At 35.2% G+C, this 20,892-nt stretch carries 24 protein-coding genes; 20 read left to right on the top strand and 4 right to left on the bottom strand.

Annotated elements, in window-relative coordinates; all coding sequences use genetic code 11:
- Window positions 1–1,293: 1,293 nt before the first annotated feature.
- Both BUE24_RS21355 and BUE24_RS21350 read right to left on the bottom strand, forming a co-directional pair.
- Window positions 1,294–1,923, bottom strand: a complete 630-nt coding sequence (locus BUE24_RS21355; protein WP_073321012.1) for a 7-carboxy-7-deazaguanine synthase QueE — start codon at window positions 1,921–1,923, stop codon at window positions 1,294–1,296.
- Window positions 1,924–1,992: 69 nt separating this feature from the next.
- Window positions 1,993–2,427 (bottom strand): RidA family protein, encoded by a 435-nt coding sequence (locus BUE24_RS21350; protein ID WP_244548194.1) that lies wholly within the window; start codon window positions 2,425–2,427, stop codon window positions 1,993–1,995.
- A gap of 121 nt (window positions 2,428–2,548) precedes the next feature.
- On the opposite strand from BUE24_RS21350, the gene BUE24_RS21345 reads away from it, so the two are divergent.
- The 9 genes from BUE24_RS21345 (at window position 2,549) to BUE24_RS21305 (ending at window position 10,816) form a co-directional block, all read left to right on the top strand.
- Window positions 2,549–4,084, top strand: coding sequence for a helicase HerA-like domain-containing protein (locus BUE24_RS21345; protein ID WP_073321006.1), 1,536 nt, complete (start codon window positions 2,549–2,551; stop codon window positions 4,082–4,084).
- A gap of 39 nt (window positions 4,085–4,123) precedes the next feature.
- Window positions 4,124–4,690, top strand: coding sequence for a hypothetical protein (locus tag BUE24_RS21340; RefSeq protein WP_073321003.1), 567 nt, complete (start codon window positions 4,124–4,126; stop codon window positions 4,688–4,690).
- 9 nt (window positions 4,691–4,699) lie between these two features.
- The gene (locus BUE24_RS21335; protein ID WP_073320999.1) at window positions 4,700–5,068 is read left to right on the top strand and encodes a cupin domain-containing protein; all 369 of its coding nucleotides are present in this window, start codon (window positions 4,700–4,702) and stop codon (window positions 5,066–5,068) included.
- Window positions 5,065–5,904, top strand: coding sequence for an alpha/beta hydrolase (locus BUE24_RS21330; RefSeq protein WP_073320996.1), 840 nt, complete (start codon window positions 5,065–5,067; stop codon window positions 5,902–5,904). The genes BUE24_RS21335 and BUE24_RS21330 overlap by 4 nt, the downstream gene beginning before the upstream one ends.
- A gap of 63 nt (window positions 5,905–5,967) precedes the next feature.
- A complete protein-coding gene (rluF, locus tag BUE24_RS21325) occupies window positions 5,968–6,828 on the top strand; it encodes a 23S rRNA pseudouridine(2604) synthase RluF (RefSeq protein WP_073320993.1) in 861 nt (286 codons plus the stop codon).
- 84 nt (window positions 6,829–6,912) lie between these two features.
- Window positions 6,913–7,872 carry a YybH family protein gene (locus tag BUE24_RS21320; RefSeq protein WP_073320991.1) on the top strand — a complete coding sequence of 320 codons (960 nt, stop codon included), beginning with the start codon at window positions 6,913–6,915 and terminating at the stop codon, window positions 7,870–7,872.
- 22 nt (window positions 7,873–7,894) lie between these two features.
- Window positions 7,895–8,323, top strand: coding sequence for a VOC family protein (locus tag BUE24_RS21315; RefSeq protein WP_073320988.1), 429 nt, complete (start codon window positions 7,895–7,897; stop codon window positions 8,321–8,323).
- 133 nt (window positions 8,324–8,456) lie between these two features.
- Window positions 8,457–9,455, top strand: coding sequence for a sterol desaturase family protein (locus BUE24_RS21310; RefSeq protein WP_073320985.1), 999 nt, complete (start codon window positions 8,457–8,459; stop codon window positions 9,453–9,455).
- Window positions 9,452–10,816, top strand: a complete 1,365-nt coding sequence (locus BUE24_RS21305; protein ID WP_073320982.1) for an aldehyde dehydrogenase — start codon at window positions 9,452–9,454, stop codon at window positions 10,814–10,816. The genes BUE24_RS21310 and BUE24_RS21305 overlap by 4 nt, the downstream gene beginning before the upstream one ends.
- Here the strand turns inward: BUE24_RS21305 and BUE24_RS21300 are convergent.
- Window positions 10,813–11,613 carry a class I SAM-dependent methyltransferase gene (locus BUE24_RS21300; protein WP_073320978.1) on the bottom strand — a complete coding sequence of 267 codons (801 nt, stop codon included), beginning with the start codon at window positions 11,611–11,613 and terminating at the stop codon, window positions 10,813–10,815. The two genes, BUE24_RS21305 and BUE24_RS21300, sit on opposite strands and share 4 nt — an antisense overlap.
- Before the next feature lie 123 nt (window positions 11,614–11,736).
- Between BUE24_RS21300 and BUE24_RS21295 the strand changes: the two genes are divergently transcribed.
- From BUE24_RS21295 to BUE24_RS21255, 10 genes are all read left to right on the top strand, one after another.
- Complete coding sequence (locus tag BUE24_RS21295; protein ID WP_073320975.1) at window positions 11,737–12,381, top strand: flavin reductase family protein; 645 nt, start codon at window positions 11,737–11,739, stop codon at window positions 12,379–12,381.
- A gap of 42 nt (window positions 12,382–12,423) precedes the next feature.
- Window positions 12,424–12,960 carry a GNAT family N-acetyltransferase gene (locus BUE24_RS21290; RefSeq protein ID WP_073320972.1) on the top strand — a complete coding sequence of 179 codons (537 nt, stop codon included), beginning with the start codon at window positions 12,424–12,426 and terminating at the stop codon, window positions 12,958–12,960.
- A 51-nt stretch (window positions 12,961–13,011) separates the two neighbouring features.
- Window positions 13,012–14,433, top strand: a complete 1,422-nt coding sequence (locus BUE24_RS21285) for an amidohydrolase family protein (protein WP_073320969.1) — start codon at window positions 13,012–13,014, stop codon at window positions 14,431–14,433.
- Window positions 14,434–14,548: 115 nt separating this feature from the next.
- Window positions 14,549–15,388: a helix-turn-helix domain-containing protein gene (locus BUE24_RS21280; protein ID WP_073320966.1), complete on the top strand. Its 840-nt coding sequence runs from the start codon at window positions 14,549–14,551 to the stop codon at window positions 15,386–15,388.
- Between the two features lie 116 nt (window positions 15,389–15,504).
- Window positions 15,505–15,978, top strand: coding sequence for a hypothetical protein (locus tag BUE24_RS21275; protein ID WP_073320962.1), 474 nt, complete (start codon window positions 15,505–15,507; stop codon window positions 15,976–15,978).
- A gap of 39 nt (window positions 15,979–16,017) precedes the next feature.
- Entirely contained in the window at window positions 16,018–16,389 is a 372-nt protein-coding gene (locus BUE24_RS21270; RefSeq protein ID WP_073320959.1) for a DoxX family membrane protein, read from the top strand.
- A gap of 154 nt (window positions 16,390–16,543) precedes the next feature.
- On the top strand, window positions 16,544–16,699 hold the full coding sequence (locus BUE24_RS24105; RefSeq protein ID WP_170864653.1) for a hypothetical protein: 156 nt from the start codon (window positions 16,544–16,546) through the stop codon (window positions 16,697–16,699).
- 166 nt (window positions 16,700–16,865) lie between these two features.
- Window positions 16,866–17,414 (top strand): carboxymuconolactone decarboxylase family protein, encoded by a 549-nt coding sequence (locus BUE24_RS21265; RefSeq protein ID WP_073320956.1) that lies wholly within the window; start codon window positions 16,866–16,868, stop codon window positions 17,412–17,414.
- Between the two features lie 128 nt (window positions 17,415–17,542).
- Window positions 17,543–17,911, top strand: coding sequence for a cupredoxin domain-containing protein (locus tag BUE24_RS21260; RefSeq protein WP_073320953.1), 369 nt, complete (start codon window positions 17,543–17,545; stop codon window positions 17,909–17,911).
- Between the two features lie 86 nt (window positions 17,912–17,997).
- On the top strand, window positions 17,998–18,723 hold the full coding sequence (locus BUE24_RS21255; protein WP_073320949.1) for a hypothetical protein: 726 nt from the start codon (window positions 17,998–18,000) through the stop codon (window positions 18,721–18,723).
- A 2-nt stretch (window positions 18,724–18,725) separates the two neighbouring features.
- Here BUE24_RS21255 and BUE24_RS21250 read toward each other — a convergent pair whose 3' ends face one another.
- Window positions 18,726–19,868 (bottom strand): MFS transporter, encoded by a 1,143-nt coding sequence (locus BUE24_RS21250; protein ID WP_073320946.1) that lies wholly within the window; start codon window positions 19,866–19,868, stop codon window positions 18,726–18,728.
- Between the two features lie 126 nt (window positions 19,869–19,994).
- Between BUE24_RS21250 and BUE24_RS21245 the strand changes: the two genes are divergently transcribed.
- Complete coding sequence (locus BUE24_RS21245; RefSeq protein ID WP_073320945.1) at window positions 19,995–20,861, top strand: AraC family transcriptional regulator; 867 nt, start codon at window positions 19,995–19,997, stop codon at window positions 20,859–20,861.
- Window positions 20,862–20,892: the final 31 nt, after the last annotated feature.

Below are 20,892 nucleotides of genomic sequence, written 5' to 3'. Positions count from 1 at the left end.
CACTTTCCCCTTATTTTCGAAAAAAATCGAAAATTAATTATCTATGAATTGCATTACTGCAAGCCGATGGCAATTGCTTTAGGAAATTCTTTAAAGCTTTCAAATCAATTACCAAAATACCGTAAAATAACTTCATAATCCTTTGATTTGTAATTTGTTAAACAAAGATACTATCGTTAATTGTGGAGGTGAAAAAATTAACATTTATAAAATCATATTTTAGACATACTTCTACATACATCGTTGTTCTACAACAAAAAGAATTTTCAAAGTTAATTTTTGAAGAAATATCCTACGAAAACCAATCGATATTTAGGGGTATTTTCCCCTTTATTCTCTTCAAGCTTTACAATAAGATTTCCTCTTTCCCTCAACAAATCGTTACATTATATCAAAATTGATGTAATGCTTATAAATACTCCATAAGTCGACAGCCAAAAACATCTTAATTTTATAAAAAAAGAGACCATACCATTTGGGGATAGTCTCTTTATTATTTTTGTTTGTAAACTTTTTTGTTTGTTCCTAAAATCTGGACTCTTGCAAACTACTAGTGACGCATAGCATTACCAGAAGCTCCAGGTAGGTCTTTTATAAAACCTATAAAGGATTTTACACCAAGCCAGATATTTCTAAAAAACTTATCCATGTGCGAATGATTTAGAATTTAACTGGTATTAAATTTAATTAATACATTCGAGAATGTAAAGGATATTAAAAAGTAAGTTTTGATTTTTTGATGAATCACACAATTGCAACGACAAGCGCATATTTATAAAAAACATCCTACAAAAAAATATTGAATTTTCCTACAAAAAAGAGGTTAGTAAAATACTAACCTCCTTAAATATAGTGCCTTAACCCATAGACATTAATAAGACTTATACCGTACGATATAAATCTTATTATTATCTACGCATTGCATATTTTGATGCACCAGGTAACTCGCTGATAAAGCCCATTACCGTTTTAAATTGTAATCCAAAAATAGTGTAAAATTGTTTCATAGCCCTCTGATTTAAAAATAGTTATGTAAAGCTAAGACTCAAAAAGATTGCAGTCAAGTTTGATGTTAACTAAAAATTAAACTTTCGTTACAAAACTTAAAACAAGGGATAAAATACATTTGAATAAGGAAACAGAAAAAACAAAAAGTAAGGCTTTTCTTTCGCTAACCACATAGCGTTCAAGGGAAATTTCCCTATAATCTATGGTTTTACCATAAACCCTTAACCATCTATTACTTGTATTTTCTTACAAAAAAAGGAAAACCGTAATTCTCTAGAATTTTTGTTATGGAATATTCAAATATTTATGAGTTTGTAAAGAAACTTTCCATTTAGGGTTTTTCATTACATAATCAACGATCAATGGAATCATTTTTTCTCTTACGCTCCATTCTGGCTGTAAATACAATATACAGTCTTCGGAAACTTTGGAAGCTTGCTCTTCTGCAAAAGCAAAATCACTTTTATTATATACAATACATTTTAACTCATCAGCCATCGGATAAATCTCGGCTACCGGTAGTTTTACTTTTTTGGGTGAAAGACAAATCCAATCCCATTCTCCACTTAATGAATAGGCTCCAGAAGTTTCAATATGTGTTTTTGCTCCTCCTTCTCTCAGTCCCTTGGTTAACAACGTCATATCCCATGTCAAAGGTTCTCCACCTGTTACTACCACTACATCACTATACTTCAATGCAGTATTTACTATAAAATCGGTATGTGTAGGTGGATGAAGCTCTGCATTCCAGCTTTCTTTTACATCACACCAATGACATCCCACATCGCATCCGCCTATACGAATAAAATAAGCAGCAGTACCTTTGTGGTACCCTTCTCCCTGAATCGTATAGAACTCCTCCATCAAAGGAAGCATTTCTCCCAGATTTACTAATTCCTGTGTACTCTTTTGCATAAGGGTGCAAAGGTACACAACATAAAAGAATTATATCAAATTACTTGAATTGGATTCTTGAGATCCTCTCTATTTTTTTACAGCGATGCACTCAATCTCTATTTTTGCCCCCACAGCAAGGTCTCTGGCAGCAAAAGTAGTGCGAGCGGGCTTTTGAGGAAAATAAGTTTTATATATACTATTAAAAGTAGAAAAATCCTTGATGTCCGACAGTATCACTGTACACTTCACCACATCTTTCATTTCCATATCATGATGTGCTAATACTGCTTTAATATTTTCTAAGGTTTGTTTGGTTTCTGCTTCTATGCCTCCAGATACCAATTTGCGTGAAGTATGATCCATTCCTACCTGTCCCGATAAAAAATACATATTACCTACTTGTACCGCGTCCGAAAATGGAGCATTTGCCTTCTTGGGCTCATGAGTTTCATGAAAAATTACTGCTTCAGAGGTGTTCGTTTGACAGGCACATAATAATACAGTCGTTAAAAGTAAAAACATGATTTTTTTCATTGTAGTGTCTTAATGTAGATAATTGTAACTCTTTAATTCTGATTAAAAATAGCGTATAATTTCAATAGAAAAGTTAAGATTCCTATTTTTATCAAAAATTACATCTACTATGAGCGATCATCAGGCATTTCTTGATCATATAAATCAAGGATACACAACAAAAGGAGATTTTTTAACCGTGGGAGCTGCCATGTTGAATGGAGAAACAATTGGTGATGCCCATGTAAAAGTTCCTTTAAAAACCTTAAATCGTCATGGGTTAATTGCTGGTGCAACAGGTACCGGAAAAACAAAAACGTTACAAGTTCTAGCAGAAAACCTGAGCGAAAAAGGTATCCCAGTTTTATTAATGGATATCAAGGGAGATTTGAGTGGTATTGCCGCAGCAAGTCCAGGACATCCTAAAATTGATGAACGCCACGCGAAAATAAAAATTCCTTTTGAAGCCAAAGATTTTCCAGTAGAAATACTTTCTTTATCCGAGCAAGACGGTGTTCGATTGAGAGCCACTATTAGCGAATTTGGCCCTGTATTATTGTCCAGAATTTTAGATGTAACCGAAACACAGGCAGGAATTATTTCGATCATTTTTAAGTATTGCGACGATAATAAACTTCCCCTTCTGGATCTAAAAGATCTCAAAAAAGTACTCCAATTTGCTACTCGTGAAGGTAAAAAAGAACTAGAAAAAGACTATGGTCGTATTTCTGCCGCTTCTACCGGATCCATTTTGAGAAAAATTGTAGAACTAGAACAACAAGGAGCTGATCTGTTTTTTGGAGAAAAATCTTTTGATGTTCAGGATCTGTGTCGAGTAGATGACAACGGTCGAGGAATTATCAACATTATTAGACTTACCGATATTCAGGATAGACCTAAGTTATTCTCTACATTTATGTTGAGTTTACTAGCTGAAATTTATGGTAATTTTCCTGAACAAGGAGATAGTGACAGACCAGAATTAGTCATTTTTCTAGACGAGGCTCACTTAATTTTTAAACAGGCTTCGAATGCCTTAATGGACCAAATCGAAAGTATTGTGAAATTAATTCGATCCAAAGGTGTGGGACTGTATTTCGTAACGCAAAACCCGACCGATGTTCCTGACGGAGTTCTAGGACAGTTAGGGTTGAAAGTGCAGCATGCGCTTCGTGCTTTTACTGCCAAAGACAGAAAAGCGATCAAACTCACCGCAGAAAACTACCCGATCTCAGAATTCTATGATACCAAAGAAATATTGACTTCTTTGGGAATTGGCGAAGCCTTGGTATCTGCTCTTGATGAAAAAGGTCGACCTTCGCCACTGGCTGCAACCATGCTTAGAGCACCAATGAGTAGAATGGATATATTAACACCTGCCGAGCTGAAAGCATTGCTAAAAAAATCCGAACTAAGCAGTAAGTACAATGAAGAGATTGATCGGGAAAGCGCTTATGAATTGCTAAACGAAAAAATTGAAAAAGCCGAAGCAGAAGAAGCCAAAGCCGCTGCAAAAAAAGAAAGAGAAAAACTGAAAAGAAGCTCTTCGAGTTCTCGCTCTAGTCGAAGAAGATCCAGCGCGACCGAAAAAGCAGTAATAAAAGTATTAACCAGTGCTACTTTTATTAGAGGAGCTTTGGGAGTATTAAATAAGTTATTGAAATAATTTACGTTAACAATACATAATTATTCAATTCACACAATTATGACTACTAAATATTTTGGAATCATCGTATTTCTAGTGCTTTTGACCTCATGTCAAAAAGAATCTCAACCAGACCCGTTTGAAATTGCTAAAAACAGAGTTGGGTTGCTTACCAATGAGATACAGTTGAATCAATTAGATTCAATTTTTGCCAATGATTCTATTGCTAACCGCAAAGCTGGAAATCAATTTTTGAGCAAATCCAACGAAATTGAAATTTATGAAAAAGGAGGTACAAAGCTTTTGGTACTCGAAGCCAAAGATGAATCAGATCCAACTTCAACTATAGAGAACATTCAGGTTATAGACTCCAGATATAAAACAGCTTCTGGCTTATCTTCGGGAAGTACATTCAAAAGCATTAAGGATAATTATACTATTTCAAAAATCAATAACACCTTAAGCACAGCAGTTATCTTTGTGGATAGCATTCAGGCCTATTTTACCATTGATAAAAAAGAATTACCTGTAACGTTTCAAAACTCGACAGACGCCAAAATTACCGTTTCAGACATTCCCGACACTGCAAAGATTAAGCATTTCTGGATTAGCTGGAGCGAACATTAAAATTATAGAATGAGTAAAAAATATCATATTCAAAAAACACCATTTATTGTTCCTACTACCGACGGGAAGCTCATCGAAGAGCATTTTGGAAGGGCTACCGATGGTAATTCGCAAATTAGCATTGCACATATGATTGCTCCCTCAGGATGGAGTGAACCTTTTCAAACACCAGAATTTGATGAATACACTTATATCATAAGAGGTAAGAAACAGTTTACCATCGAAGGCGAAAAGGTAATATTGCATTCGGGACAATCTATCAAAATTGAAAAAAACACAAGAGTTCAATATGCTAACCCATTTGATGAAGAATGTGAGTATATTGCCATTTGTCTTCCTGCTTTTTCTATGGAAGCTGTACATCGAGAAGATGAATGAGAGAAAAATTTAAAAAATACGTACCTTTACTCATTGGAAAGTATCTCCAGTTATTATTCTTTTTCTCTCCTAAAAAGGCATTACATAAGGCCTACATGCTATTTTGTACTCCTCGAAAAGGTAAAGTATTACCAGAACAAGAAGATTTTCTTGATGAAGCAGAAGATGCCGTTATTGCTGTAGAAGACATTTATATACAGTCCTACAGATGGGCCAACATGGGAGAAACCATTCTTGTGGTGCATGGATGGGAAAGCAATACTCATCGTTGGAAACGAATCATACAGAAATTACACCAACAAGGGTATAACGTTGTTGCTTTTGATGCTCCAGCACATGGGTATTCTAGCGGAAAAATACTGAGTGTTCCTTTTTACACTCAATGTCTTCAAAAGATGGTCGAACTGTATCGCCCTGATCATATTATGGGGCATTCTGTAGGTGGTATGACGACACTTTATCATCAGTATGTATATCCAGATCAAGAGATCAATAAACTCATTATTCTAGCACCACCTTCAGATTTAGAAAGAATCATGGGACAATTTCAAGGGATACTTCGTTTATCTTCAAAATTCATGAAAGCCTTGGATGACTTTTTTAAAAACAAATATGGATTTTATTTCGAAGAGTTTTCGGTTTCAAAATTTGCAACATCCATTGATAAAAAAGGATTGCTTATTCATGACAAGTACGACGATATAGCTCCTTATAATGAAGTAGTTGCTATTTCTCAAAGTTGGAAAGGATCACAGTTTATCACTACCGAAAACTATGGTCACTCTTTGTTTTACGAAGAAGTAGACGATATGATTATTACTTTTCTAAAAAGCTAAACATCTTTTTGATCCAAAGCCAAAATCCGACCGGTAATAGAATTTAATAATTACCTTTGCCGTGTGGAAAATGCTAAACTTACCAGACTAAATAAATATTTGAGCGAAGTAGGATATTGCTCTCGCCGTGAAGCTGATAAATTAATCGAGCAAGGTAGAGTTACTATCAACGGGAAAGTTCCGGAGATGGGGACCAAGGTGGCTGTAGATGATGAAGTTCGCGTTGATGGTGATCTTATAACAGAACCTAAAGAAAAACACGTATATCTTGCGTTTAATAAACCAGTGGGTATTGTTTGTACCACCGCTCAAAATGAAAAGGACAATATTATTGATTTTATCAATTATCCGAAACGTATTTTCCCAATTGGTCGTCTCGACAAACCCAGTGAGGGTCTAATTTTTCTTACCAGTGATGGAAATATTGTAAATAAGATCCTAAGAGCCCGTAACAATCACGAAAAAGAGTACATAGTTACCGTCAATAAATTGATCAATCCTCAATTTATCAAACGCATGGGAAATGGTATTCCTATTTTGGATACAGTTACTCGAAAATGCGAGGTAGAACAGATTAGCAAGTTTACTTTTAGAATTGTACTTACGCAGGGGCTTAATCGACAAATTAGACGGATGTGCGAATATCTGGGCTATGATGTAGTATCCCTGAAAAGAATCCGAATCATGAATATTACTCTGGATGTTCCTGTCGGAAAGTGGAGATATTTTACAGAAGAGGAACTGCAACACATTAACAAAGATGTAGGGGATTCTAGCAAAACAGAAGAAGCCTCAAAATTTGAGGAAAACAAAGAGCGATCAAGGCCAAAACGAAATATGGACCGTAAAAACAATGCTTCTGCTCCTTCCAAAAGAAATACTTCCAGCGACCATAGGAGAAAACGCAGAAGAAATAGCCGTTAACAAAATCCTAATTTTCTGATTCCTCAAAACAATTTGCTGATAAATTAAGTAAATTACTCATCTGTGCACTTAAAATGCTAACCGATGAAACATCTAATCATACTATTTGTTGGTTTGATTTCTATAGCCTGTTGGGGGCAATATGAAAACGAACCCTCTGAAGCCTATCCATTTGGAAAACCTCATCCCGATGCTCCTAAAGAAATTATGGATTTCCAACCGATGATCGGGATTTGTGATTGTACTTCGATAACCCGAAACAAAGATCAATCCTGGGCAGCTCCCAATATAATGACTTGGGAATTTAAATATATCATGAACGGAATGGCTGTTCAGGACGAAACACTAAAAGAAGATGGGAAACATTCTGGTAGTATTCGTCAATTTATCCAGGATAGTAGCAAATGGTACGTGCATTATTATTCTTCTAGTGGTCCTACTCCGGTGCTCTCTGCCTGGGAAGGAAATAAAAAAGATGATAAAATCATTTTGTACAAAGAACAAAAAGCTCCTAATGGAATGGAGGGATATTACAAGATCAATTTTTATGATATTACCGAAAAGGGATTTAAATGGTTAGGAGAATGGGTAAATACCAATGAGTCTTTTTCTTATCCCACCTGGAAAATTGATTGTATAAAGAGAAAGGATACAGAAAAGCTATCTGATGAAGACCAAATCCGTAATGCTGCAAAATCTTTTTCTGCTGCGTATTTAAAGAAAGATTTTGAAGCCATTGCGAATGCGTATACCAAAGATGCCAAAATATTTCCCAATAACACGCCTATTATCAAAGGATATGAAGCCATCAAAAAGCGATGGTCTGGGGGTGCCGACAGTTACACTCCTATTGCACACGAAATCATTCCCGAAGAAATCGTGATTTTGAATAATACAGCCCATGATTATGGGATTTACAAAGGAAAAAACAAAAGAGCCGATGGTACCGAAATTAGTTATCAAGGCAAATACGTCGTGGTATGGAAAAAAGAAAACAACCAGTGGAAAATGTACCTCGATATCTGGAATACCATTAAAGATTAACACAAATACTTCAATTTTTACTATGAATCATACTTTATCTCCTTTTCATCTAGCCATCCCTGTAGATGATTTACAGAAAGCCAGAAAATTCTATAATGATATTTTTGAATTAGAAGAAGGTCGTAGTAGCGATCACTGGGTAGACTTTAATTTTTTTGGACATCAATTAGTTATACACTATAAGCCAAAATCTGAGGAAGAAAAAGCGCATAGCAATCGGGTTGATGGTAAAGACGTTCCTGTACCCCATTTTGGAATCATTCTAGAGTGGGATGTTTGGGAAAACCTGGCCAAAATGTTAACTTCCAAGAAAATCTCTTTTGTTATCGAACCCTACATTCGTTTTGAAGGAGAAGTAGGAGAACAAGCCACCATGTTCTTGTATGATCCTTGTGGAAATGCTTTAGAGTTCAAAGCCTTTAAACATAAAGAGCAAATTTTTGCCAAATAAAGGTAAACAAAACAAAAAAGCAGGTTAAAAATGATAAAAAACTACAACTTTTTAGCAATTCATTCAAAAATGTTAAAGAATTGCTAAAAAATCTCACTATATTCTGCCCTTATTCAACAAGAACAAAAAAAGAATGGATTTTACCAACCCCTTAGTCTATGGAGTACCCTGCTTCTTAGGACTGATTTTATTAGAGCTAACCTACAGCAAAACGCATGATCATAGCAAAAAAGATTTGTATGAATGGAAAGATCTAGGTGCCAGTTTGTTTATGGGTGTAGGATCTGCATTACTTGCTCCACTAATCAAAACTATTTCGGCTATTGTTATTTTCAACTATGTGTATGACTTTTTTAATCCACTGGTTGATGGTGTACGAACTAATATTATGGGATGGGAGTCCTTTGGATATGCCTGGTATGTTTGGTTAGTATGTCAATTACTAGATGATTTTACCTACTATTGGTTTCATCGACAAAATCATATGGTTAGAGCGCTTTGGGCTGCTCATATTGTCCATCACTCGTCCGATAATTTTAATTTGGGTACCGCTGTGCGTAATGGGTGGTTTACTATTTTGTACAAACCCTTATTCTATATGTGGCTGCCTGCAATAGGTTTTCCTCCAGAAATGGTAGTGGTGTGTTTAGGAATTGAAGCTTTATGGCAATTCCAGCTGCATTCAGTATACATCCCTAAGCTTGGCTTTTTGGAAAAGATATTCAACACGCATACAATGCATCAAGTACACCATGCGAAAAATGTGGAATACATGGATAAGAATCACGGAGGGTTTCTAAATATTTTTGACAAAATGTTTAATACCTGGAAAGAATTAGACGAAAATATCGACGTACAGTATGGAGTAACACATGCACCTAACTCTTACAACCCATGGGTAATACTTACTCATGAATATAGGGACATCTGGAACGACACCAAAAAATCCAAAAACTGGTATCATAAATTCATGTATATTTTTGGCCCTCCGGGATGGAGTCACGATGGAAGTACTCTTACAGTAAAAGAAATGCAACGAGAACTCGAGCTTCAAAAGAAACAAGCTTCACCCAAAAAGGAAGTAATTCGAGAAAAAGCGAGTCATAAAAACCTTGAAAAAGTAGAAATATGAATTATCAAGAAATAGTAGATCAGCAACGTAATTTTTTCAATACGAATGCAACGAAAAATATTTCTTTTAGAATTCAAGAGTTAAAACGATTAAAAAACGTTTTAAAACAAAACGAAACGCTACTTTATCAAGCTATATATCAGGATTTCAAAAAATCCGAATTTGAAACCTACCTTACAGAGCTATCTATTATTTATCATGAAATTGATCTCGCATTGGTAAAGGTTAAAAAATGGGCAAAAAAGAAAAAAGTTTCTACTGGTTTGGCTAACCTTCCTGGTAAGAGCTATATTATTCCCGAACCTTATGGTACTATTCTAGTCATCGGTGCCTGGAATTACCCATACCAATTATCCCTTTGCCCAGCAATAGCTGCCATTGCTGCGGGATGTACTGTAGTTTTAAAACCAAGTGAAGTGCCTTCCCAAACTTCTGAAGTAATGGCACAATTAATCAATCAAAATTTTGATCCAAAACTGTTTAAAGTTGTAGAAGGTAGTGTAAAAGAAACCACAGCATTACTAGAGATTCGTTTTGATAAAATATTTTTTACCGGCAGTGTTCCTGTGGGAAAGATTGTATATCAAGCCGCTGCTAAACACCTAACGCCAGTCACTTTAGAATTAGGAGGAAAAAGTCCAGCTATAATAACAAAGGATGTAAATATCGATATGACGGCCAAGCGATTAGTTTGGGCAAAATATCTTAATGCAGGACAAACCTGTATTGCTCCAGATTATGTTTTGGTCGATGCTACTATAAAAGACAAATTCTTAGCGGCAATCAAAAAGTATATCGAAAAATCAGATTATCACGTCGATAACGATAACTATACTCAAATCATTAACGAAAAGAACCTGGATCGTCTTAATGATCTCATCAACGAAGACAAAATCTTTATAGGAGGCAAAGGAAACAAAGAAGAAAGAGTAATTCCCCCTACTGTTTTAACTGATGTGGTATATACAGACAAGGTAATGCAAGAAGAAATCTTTGGTCCTATTATGCCCATACTCACCTTTGATACTATCGATGAAGCTATAGAGCGTGTCAAGAAATTTGAGAAACCGTTATCTTTTTATGTATTCACCAAAAATAGCACAACCAGAAAAAGAATCTTAAATGAAATTTCTTTTGGCGGTGGAGCAGTAAATGATGCTGTGATGCATTTTACCGAACAGACACTTCCTTTTGGAGGAGTTGGAGAAAGTGGTATCGGGACCTATCATGGCAAATACGGTTTTGAAGCTTTTTCTCATTACAAAAGTGTGCTTCAGAAACCATTTTGGGTAGAACTAGACCTTAAATATGCTCCGTATAGCAGCAAAAAATTAAAGTGGCTAAAGCGTCTTGTGGGTTAACGGGTTGCCTTTACGGAAAATAAAAGCGGATAGAGTTTCTCACTCATTTCAAACATCCCCTCTTTATTCTTTATAAGGTTTGGAAAAATTTCATAGGGAGACGTATCGTACTCTTGCAGATACTCAATCTTTAGACCAGCTTTGGTTAAAGATGATACGACTTCGCCTAATCCATGATTCCACCCGTACTCTTTACTGATCATACTTGAGTCAGTATCGGCATACGTTCCTTGATACTCTTCATAAATCGCTTCTTTTTGATGGTATCCATATCGTATCACAGGTTCTTTTTCGAGATAATCAAACATCCATACAATAGGATGAAATTCTACCAAATAAAAGGTTCCTCCAGGCCGTAAACGTTCTGCAATCATGTTTGCCCAAGGTTGTAAATCGGGAAGCCAACCAATCACTCCATAACTTGTAAATACAATATCAAACACTTCTTTGACATGCAACGAAGTATCCAATACATTACAACATACAAATGAAGCATCTTGTTCTAGTTCTGAAGCTAATTTTCTGGCCAATTCGATGGCATTTTCAGAAATATCTACCCCAGTACACCTAGCTCCCATCCTACTCCAACTCAACGTATCTTGCCCAAAGTGACATTGAAGATGTAATAGCGATTTTCCAGAAACATCTCCTAAAGCATCGATTTCAAATTGGTTTAACGAAGTTGCTCCTTTTTTGAACCCTTCCATATCATAAAATGCACTACCCGCATGAATATTTACTTTTTCATTCCAGGTTTGTCTATTGGTTTCAAAATACTTCTCAAATGTATCCGGCATGATTGCTTCAATTTTATATTTTATTGATTGTTGTCACCCAAAAGCGATACGGGTAAACTTGTGATTGTACTTACTTTTTCTGTAGTTTTGAGTTTTTAGTATCAACTCACATTGCAATATACCATGAATCACTATACCTTACAAGACCTTACCGCTATGCCATCTAGATTTAGAGCAAATCTAATCAATAGTTGTACTGGTTATAAATCTTGTAATCTACTAGGTACCAAAGGAAAAGACGACAACACTAATGTAGCCATCTTTAATTCTATCATTCATATTGGTAGTAATCCTCCAATGTTGGGTTTTGTTCTACGACCTACAACTGTTCCAAGAAACACATACAAGAATATTAAAGAAACCGGTTTTTTTACGGTAAATCAGGTCCATAAAGATTTCATTAAAGACGCACATCATACTGCAGCAAAATACGAAGCAGATATTTCTGAGTTTGACAAAACCAGGCTTAATGAAGCCTATATTGATGATTTCTTTGCTCCTTATGTACAAAACAGTCCTATACAGCTAGGGTGTAAATACATTAACGAATACCATATCAAAGAAAATGATACTTTATTAGTAATTGGTGGGATTGAACACATATACATGGACGAAAAAATCATTCATCCTGATGGTTGGGTGCAACTGGACAAAGCTGAAACAGTATCATGTATCGGCTTGGATGGTTATGCATTACCACAGGTATTGGATAGATTTCAATATGCAAAACCTAATGAAGAAACACGATCTCTCTTAAAAGATCAATAAGTATCTTGCTTTTCTTTACTAAAATTTACAATTCTATTTCAAATGAAATACTTGCTCACAGACCAAGAAACCGAACGATTACGATTTCGGTTATTACAAGACAATGATTTTGATGAGTGGACCAACTTATTCAAAGAAGATCACGTAGCAGAGTTCTTAGGCTTGGATCCTAAATTATCTCCTTCTCAGCTTTGCCAAGCATGGTATGACAAAACCAATAATAGATATGACAAACAATTAGGAGGAATGAATGTATTGATTGATAAAAAAACCCATCGATTTGTTGGGCAAAGTGGATTATTAGTACAAAACATAGATAATGAGGAAAGGCTCGAAGTTGGATATTCTATACTACCAGAGTTTTGGAAACAAGGATATGCCTACGAAGCTGCTTTAAAATGTAAGAACTATGCTTTTGAAAACAGCTTTGCGGATTCGCTGGTTTCTGTAATACATTTCGATAACATTGGTTCTGAAAAAGTAGCTCTCAAAAACGGAATGATCTTCGAAAAAATAACAGACGAAGTTTTCAATGTTTTCAGTATTACCAAACAAGTCTGGATGGACCAAAAACGGTAGTTCAAAAGAATTTCGCATCTTAGTACTTCGCTAAACTTTATTAAGTCAATCATGAAAGCTAAACTATTTATACTTCTCACTCTAATACTTAGTTCGCTACATATTAGTGCACAAGATTTTACGCAACAAGTAAAAAAATTCATCACGGTTGATTCTTCATTAGTAGCAATCACTAATGTTTCGATTATCGATGGTACGGGTGCTCCCGTAAAATCAAACCAAACGATCGTCATTAAAAATGGAATTATTGATGCCGTAGGAGATAATGACTCCATAAAAATCCCAGAAAACGCTCTGGCAATTGACGGGACTAATAAAACGGTAATTCCTGGTTTAGTGATGCTGCATGAACACATGTTTTATCCTAAACCTTTTGAAAATTGGTTTAGTGTTGGGCAAATGACCTTCACCTTCCCCAGGTTATACCTTGCGGGAGGAGTTACCACCATGAGAACTGCTGGAAGTATTCAACCAGAAACCGATCTTAATGTAAAAAAATGGATCAATGAAGGTAAAATGACTGGGCCAAAAATGGACGTTACCGGTCCTTTTATAGAACGTGAAGGATATCAAATACCTGAACTCGGTTTTATCAATGGCACAAGTGATGTCGCCAAATTGGTTAATTACTGGGCAGATAGAGGCGTTACTTCTTTTAAGGTTTACAATCATATCACCAAGGAAGATTTAAAAATTTGTGTTATCGAAGCCCATAAAAGAGGACTAAAAGTAACTGGGCATTTGTGTTCTTTGACGCATCGCGAAGCTTCAAATATCGGTATAGATAATTTGGAACACGGATTTATGGTGTCCAGCGATTTTGTAAAGGATAAGGAAGAAAATCACTGCGATCCTTTTGTAGCTCGCAAAGCTTTGGATCAGGCTCCTCTAGACGACCCAAGAATACACTCACTTATCGATCTCTTAATCAAAAATAAAACAGCGATAACCACCACTCCTGTGGTTTTCGAACCATTTACTGGTCATGAAGTAGTACCAGGAGGAGGTCTAAAAGCTTTGGCACCACAATTTCAGGAAAAAATACAGGAGCGATATGATCGAGTTGTAAACAAAGATTCTTCGGCGATTAAGCGATTTGAAAAAAACCTAAAATGGCTCAAACAATTCAATGACAAAGGAGGCCTTTTGGTTGCCGGAACCGACCCCACAGGCGCTGGAAGAACAGTAGCTGGATACGCGAATCAGCGTACTGTAGAAATACTGGTAGAATCAGGTTTTAGTATTGAAGAGGCTATCAAAATATGTTCTTTAAATGGTGCTATTTATCTAGAAAGACAAAAAGATATTGGCACTGTCGAAAAAGGAAAAAAAGCAGATCTGGTTCTTATAAATGGTAGCTTGAAACAAAACCCTAAGAATATCCGAGAAATGGAAATTGTTTTTAAAGATGGATTCGGTTATGATTCAAAAAAAATGTTTGAATCCGTTCAAGGGATGGTAGGATTAAACTAAACACCTATTTCGCAAAACAGTTAATCCTTATCAATTCATAATTTTCCAGAAAGATTAACAATAAATTATTACATCTATCCTGTAATGAAAGGGGTAAAAATCCGACCTTTATAGTATGATCAAAGAGTTTAGAGAATTTTCAACCACAGCCTTACTCAATGTAGCCAACGAAGAAATCCTTCAACCCTTTAAGCAATCCAAAGTTATTGGATTGTATACTTTTATATGGGTGAAGAATTCAAAGGCGGTATTTGAGATTGATGGTATTGATGTTACTGTGGATGAAAACAATATTGTTGTCTTAACTCCTAATCAGTTTTTTAAATATATCAGTGGTTCCGATCTTATTGTATATCAATTTAATCGGGAATTCTATTGTATCAAAGATCACGATAAAGAAGTAAGTTGTATGGGAGTTTTGTTCTATGGTAACAGTATAATCCCAACTATACATCTGGACCAAAAGGAACAGGATAAATTAGAATTATTTCATAACATCTTCCTAGAAGAACTGGATACAGTAGATACCATACAAGCTGAAATGCTTCGCATGTTGATGGCTAGGTTTATCATCACCACCACACGTCTAATCAAACAACAAAATGATTTTAGCGCGGTCGATGATCAAATAGATCTGATCAGACAATTTAATGCATTGGTTGAATTTCACTTTAGAGAAGAACATTCGGTAGGTTTTTATGCGGATAAGCTATTTAAGTCTCCAAAGACCTTATCCAACAACTTTTCCAAGTTTGAAAAAAGCCCACTGCAGATTATTCATGATCGCATAATTTTAGAAGCTAAGCGTTTATTAATTTATACGGATAAAACTGCCAAAGAGATCGCCTACGAACTTGGTTTTGATGATGCATCTCATTTGAGCAGAATGTTTAAAAAACACACCTCTTTTTCTCCATCTGAGTTCAAAAAACAGTTAAAACCTGAACCAGCATAGGGAAAAATTGACAAGCTTTAAGGAATTAGAGCTATGTCATTATTTTAGTTTTTGCCCCAATTTTGTATCACAATCAAAAACAACCACCGAAATAGTTCGGGTAAAAAATAAAAGTCATGAAGAATTCAATACAACATATCAGATTTGTCATTATCGCCCTTCTTATAATGACAACAACTATTAGTAATGCTCAAGTAACTTACGAAGATGAATTGGAAACGGTATACCTAAACGACCAAAAAGAGGAAGTAGTATACACCAACGACTTCAGTAACTACAACAAAGAGATCATTGCTAAGAATGAAATTCATTTTGTGTCTGCGATTAGAGACGCCAAGCAAAATAACGACTATTTATTGTTCCTTTCTGAAAGAAGTAACCTAGAAATTTTGAATGTTGCTTATTTAAAAACATTACGAAAAGGAGCAAACAGAAGTGTTGACGTTGAGGCTTTTGCAGATTTCCTAAGAGATCGCCTTCCTGAGTTAATCCAACAATTTCAGAAAGATAAAAATCTTGAAGAATTGTATATTATCTCTAGAAAGAATACTTTTAATGGGAAAATAGATGCATTACCAAGTGTTTTATAAACACAAGGGAAGCGAAAAAAGTAAACACAAACTCCACAAATGAAAAAAATGTTACCCCTATTGCTGCGAATTATCGTGGCAATAATTTTGATTCAAACCCTCAGGTTTAAATTTACTGCACACCCCGACAGTGTTTATATTTTTACCAAGGTTGGCTTAGAACCTTATGGAAGAATTGGCACCGGAATTACAGAACTTATTGCCGGTATTTTGTTGCTTATTCCAAAAACCACATGGATTGGTGCAATGTTAACGCTGGGAATAATTGGTGGTGCAATAATGATGCATTTGACCAAATTAGGCATTGAAATTAACAATGATGGTGGTGTACTTTTTATTACTGCAGTAATCACCTTCGTACTAAGCGGTGTCATACTTTGGATCAACAGAAAAGATGTAAAATTCTTTTAAAGAATTACTATTAAAACGATTGTATTACAAACCTCTGCTTTTGCAGAGGTTTTTTTATGACCGGGAAGTATTGACAAGTCTTAGGGAAGAACCAGCATTTTATTACCTCCTTATATACCGCATCTTTGTACTGTTAATTTAAATCAATAATCAAATGAGAATTCAAAATAAATCAATCTTTAATCTTATAGAGATTTTCAGACAAGGAAGAAAGCAAATTATAAATTCGATAAGTCCTAAAACACATTGTGAGCAAAAAGGGATTCATGATTTTTATTGTGATGCTGAAAAGCCTTTTGTCAAAAATTAATTCTTTAAAAAAAACAACAAGGGAAATTTTGACAAGTAGTCGGGAAAAACGAACATTTTTTTGCTACACGTATTGAAGGACCTTTGTTTCATATTACAAACGACAATAAAATATATTATCAACACACACTGATTTAAACATCAGATAATCAAAAAAATTCAAAATTATGAGCACATTTAATGTACCAACCAGAGAAGAAGTAAGCGCTAATAACCAAGCGATATTCGATAATTTAAATAAAGCACTAGGTTTTGTACCTAATCTATATGCTACTTACGCACATAGTGATACCGCACTAGAAAACTATCTAAACTTTTCTAATGCAAAGACTTCGCTTTCTGCCAAAGAGAAAGAAGTAGTAAACTTGGCCGTAAGTCAAGTAAATGAATGTATCTACTGTTTATCTGCACATACAGCGATAGGAAAAATGAACGGTTTTACTGATGAGCAAATCTTAGAATTAAGAGCTGGTAGTGCTTCTTTTGACGCAAAATTAGATGCGTTAGCAAAGTTAGCTAAGAACGTTACAGAAAATAGAGGTAGAGCAGATCAACAAGTAGTAGAAAACTTCTTGGCGGCTGGATACACAAAAGGAAGCCTTATTGATACTATTGTTTTGGTAGGAGATAAAACCATATCAAACTATATCCATAGTACTACACAAGTTCCTGTAGACTTTCCAGTTGCGCAACCACTAGAAACTACAACAATATAAGTAGTAACCACTAGAGTTACCCCAAACATAAAACTACCTGAAAAGGAGAATACAAATAACCAACCCTCCTTTTCAGGTCTATAAAACAAAAAAATCAATAATCATTTATATTAATCATTTTTAAAACTATGAAAAATTTAATCACATTATTCACATTCATTTTAGCAATTACCTTTACTGCGCAAGCACAAGATGTTAAAACTGTTGCTCTAGAGCAAACTAAAGGAGAGTTCACTCAAAAAGAGATCAAACTATCTGAAGGTAGTTATGTATTTAACATCTCAAACAACAGTGCTGGTACTGATGTTGGATTTGTATTAGTTCCTGCTGGAAAAGATGCTGCTGATGCTAAAAATCACATCAAAGAAGCTTATGTAACCAAAGTAGTTGCTGAAGGAAAGACAGAAAGTTCAAACACCGTTACATTGAAGAAAGGTACTTATACTTACTTCTGTCCGCTAAATAAAACTCCACAATACACATTGACTGTAGAGTAGATTTCATATATATCAAATTCTAAAACCTTGTTAATCTAGATTAACAAGGTTTTTCTTTTTATATTTTTGCCAGAAAATGAACAAACATGAGATATTTATCAATTTTATTGTTATTTACTATTCTTCTTTCTGGTTGTAAAAATGAAACCAAGAAAACGGATTTGTATGAAGATGATGTAGAAGTTAGAGATCCAAAACCTGCACAGACTACCAGCAAGCCCAAAATATATTCGACTACAGAATCCATTGCATATGCTAATGGACTAAAACATTGGGACAAGGTAAAGGAGATAAAATTTACATTTAATGTAGATCGCGACACCATTCATTACGAGCGCTCATGGAGTTGGAAACCGAAAAAAGATTTGGTTACCATGACCACTGACAAAGACACTATCACTTATAACACCACCAAAATAGATAGTACAAATCAAAAAGCAGATCAAAGTTTTATCAATGATAAATATTGGTTGTTAGCTCCTTTCAATTTGGTTTGGGACAAAAAGAGTTTTGCTACAAAACATTATGTGACCTCGATTGCCCCTATCAGCGGAAAGGAAATGCAAAAACTAACCGTTATTTATCGAAATCAAGGAGGATATACTCCCGGAGATGCTTATGACTTTTATTTTGAAGGAGATTTTGTGATCAAAGAATGGGTGTTCAGACAACAGAATAGCGAAGAGCCTTCCTTGATCACCTCTTGGGAAGATTATGAAACTTTTGAAGGTATCAAAATTGCCAAAACTCATAAAAGGAATGAAGGGAATTGGACATTATCCTTCTCTAATATTGAAGTACTAACCGAATAGAACTATTTCTTTATCAAAAAAGACATTGCAAAAGACACTACAGCAAACAAAAGCAATGCCAGAAAACTAAGGCGTAGGGAAGAAATATCGGCCAAAAAACCTAAAAGAACAGGTCCAACCAGAAAACCTACAAAACCTGATCCAGCGATAGCAGAAACACCTTGAGAAGCTTCGATATTTTCGGCTCGACCTCCTATTCGGAATAATTCGGGAACAATCACCGAAAAACCAAGCCCAACAAATCCAAAGCCGGCAATGGCTATTATTGGATCGACCAGCAATACCATAATAAAACCCAACCCTCCTACAAGAGTACCCAACGTAATAGTGCGTTTTGCTCCTATTTTGGTACTAATGGTGTCTCCTAAAAACCTTCCTAATGCCATGGTCGCAGAAAAGGCGGTATACCCAAATCCTGTCCAGGAAATTTTTGCTTTTGACACCTTCTCAAGGTAAAGTGCGCTCCAATCTACAATTGCTCCTTCTGAAGCCATGACACAAAACCCTATTAAGATGAGCCCAAACAAAGGGATAAAATGGCGAATATTAAAAGAGAGCTCTTCGACCTCTTTAGAAACGATATGAATATAGTTTCGAACCAGCAGCGCATTGACAATAATCATGATTCCTACCACAACTAGAACATGATAGAGCGGATAAGTAATCGAAGTCAAAAAGAAGGTCCCAATCCCCGCACTTACCATTCCACCCAGGCTAAAAAAACCATGATTAGCAGACATAATATGTACTCCGTCCTCTTTTTCTATTTCAGTAACCAAAGTATTCATGGCTATGTCTGTAAAACCCGAAAAAATCCCCACAAAAAACATCACAAAGCATAGCATATAAAATGAAGAAGCAACAAATAATAATGGGAACACCAAAAGCAATCCCAAAATACCATAGGCCGTCGCTTTTCCAACATATAGTTTTTTGATAATCCCTGGAGCGCTAAGTAACATCGTTATTGTACCTAATGCCATAAAGAAAATGGCTACCCCCAAAGTTCCCTCGTCAATACCCAACTTATTTTTGATAGTAGGTATGTATATGGCCCAGGTACCAAACAAAATATTAATGGTAGAAAACACCACTGCTGGTGCCAAATACCTTGATCTACTACACAATAAAAAAAGTGAGTTCATACTTTGAGATTAACTATCTCAAAATTACAAACATAAATCAGGGACTACTGAAACAAATTATTCCAATTATAAGACAAAATATCCCTAAAATACATCTATAAAATCTAATTATGATAATTTTGTCTTATGGGAGTGTTATACGAACAAATTTATTTGAACCAATCCAGTTCACTAAAAGTAGCTAGTTACAATTACAAGAATAAATCTCAATGTAATATTGTAAGCTGGCACTTACACCCTGAGTATGAATTGGTATTCATAAGAAATGGAAAAGGAACGGTGCAGCTTGATATGTACACGGAGACCTATGACGATGGTTTATTAATATTTCTTGGGCCTAATATCCCACATATGCCATTTGGAAATACAGATTTCAAAACTAATGTTGAAGTTGTAATTCAATTTCCAGAGAGTTTTGTAGAAGAAAAACTAGTTCATTTTCCAGAGTTCAATGGATTATCAAAATTTATAGATTCCGCCAAAAACGGAATTATATTCTCTTCAGAAACACACAAAAAACTATCCAATCAATTTTTGAAACTCAAAAATCAAAATCCTACAGAACAACTTCTTAATACCGTTCATATTCTTTACCAACTTTCTGTCGCTAACCATCAACGTCGACTCTTAAAAAACAAATCCTTTATAGATATTAGCAACCATTCTCTAGAAAGAATTGCGACGGTATATGAATTTGTGAATACACATTATGCAGAACACATAGGGTCAGAGAAAATTGCCCAACGACTAGGATTGACCTCAAATTCATTTTGTAGACTATTTAAGAATACGACCAACCGTAGTTTTATTAGCTTTTTGAATGAATTCAGAATAAAAAAAGCCAAAGAGTTTTTTGATAATCATGGAGATACTAGCATTTCAGAAGCTATGTATCAATGTGGTTTTAACGACCCTTCTTATTTTTCTAAACAATTCAAAAAATATATGGGTTACACTCCTACTCAATACCGTAAACGATTATTACAGCTGTAAAGTGATCCTTATTTAACAATTCTTTTTCAAA

It is taken from the genome of Aquimarina spongiae (genome assembly GCF_900141785.1).
Lineage (GTDB): Bacteria > Bacteroidota > Bacteroidia > Flavobacteriales > Flavobacteriaceae > Aquimarina > Aquimarina spongiae.
Note: the sequence above shows the minus strand (reverse complement) of the source record. Positions and strands in the feature narration are given on the sequence as shown.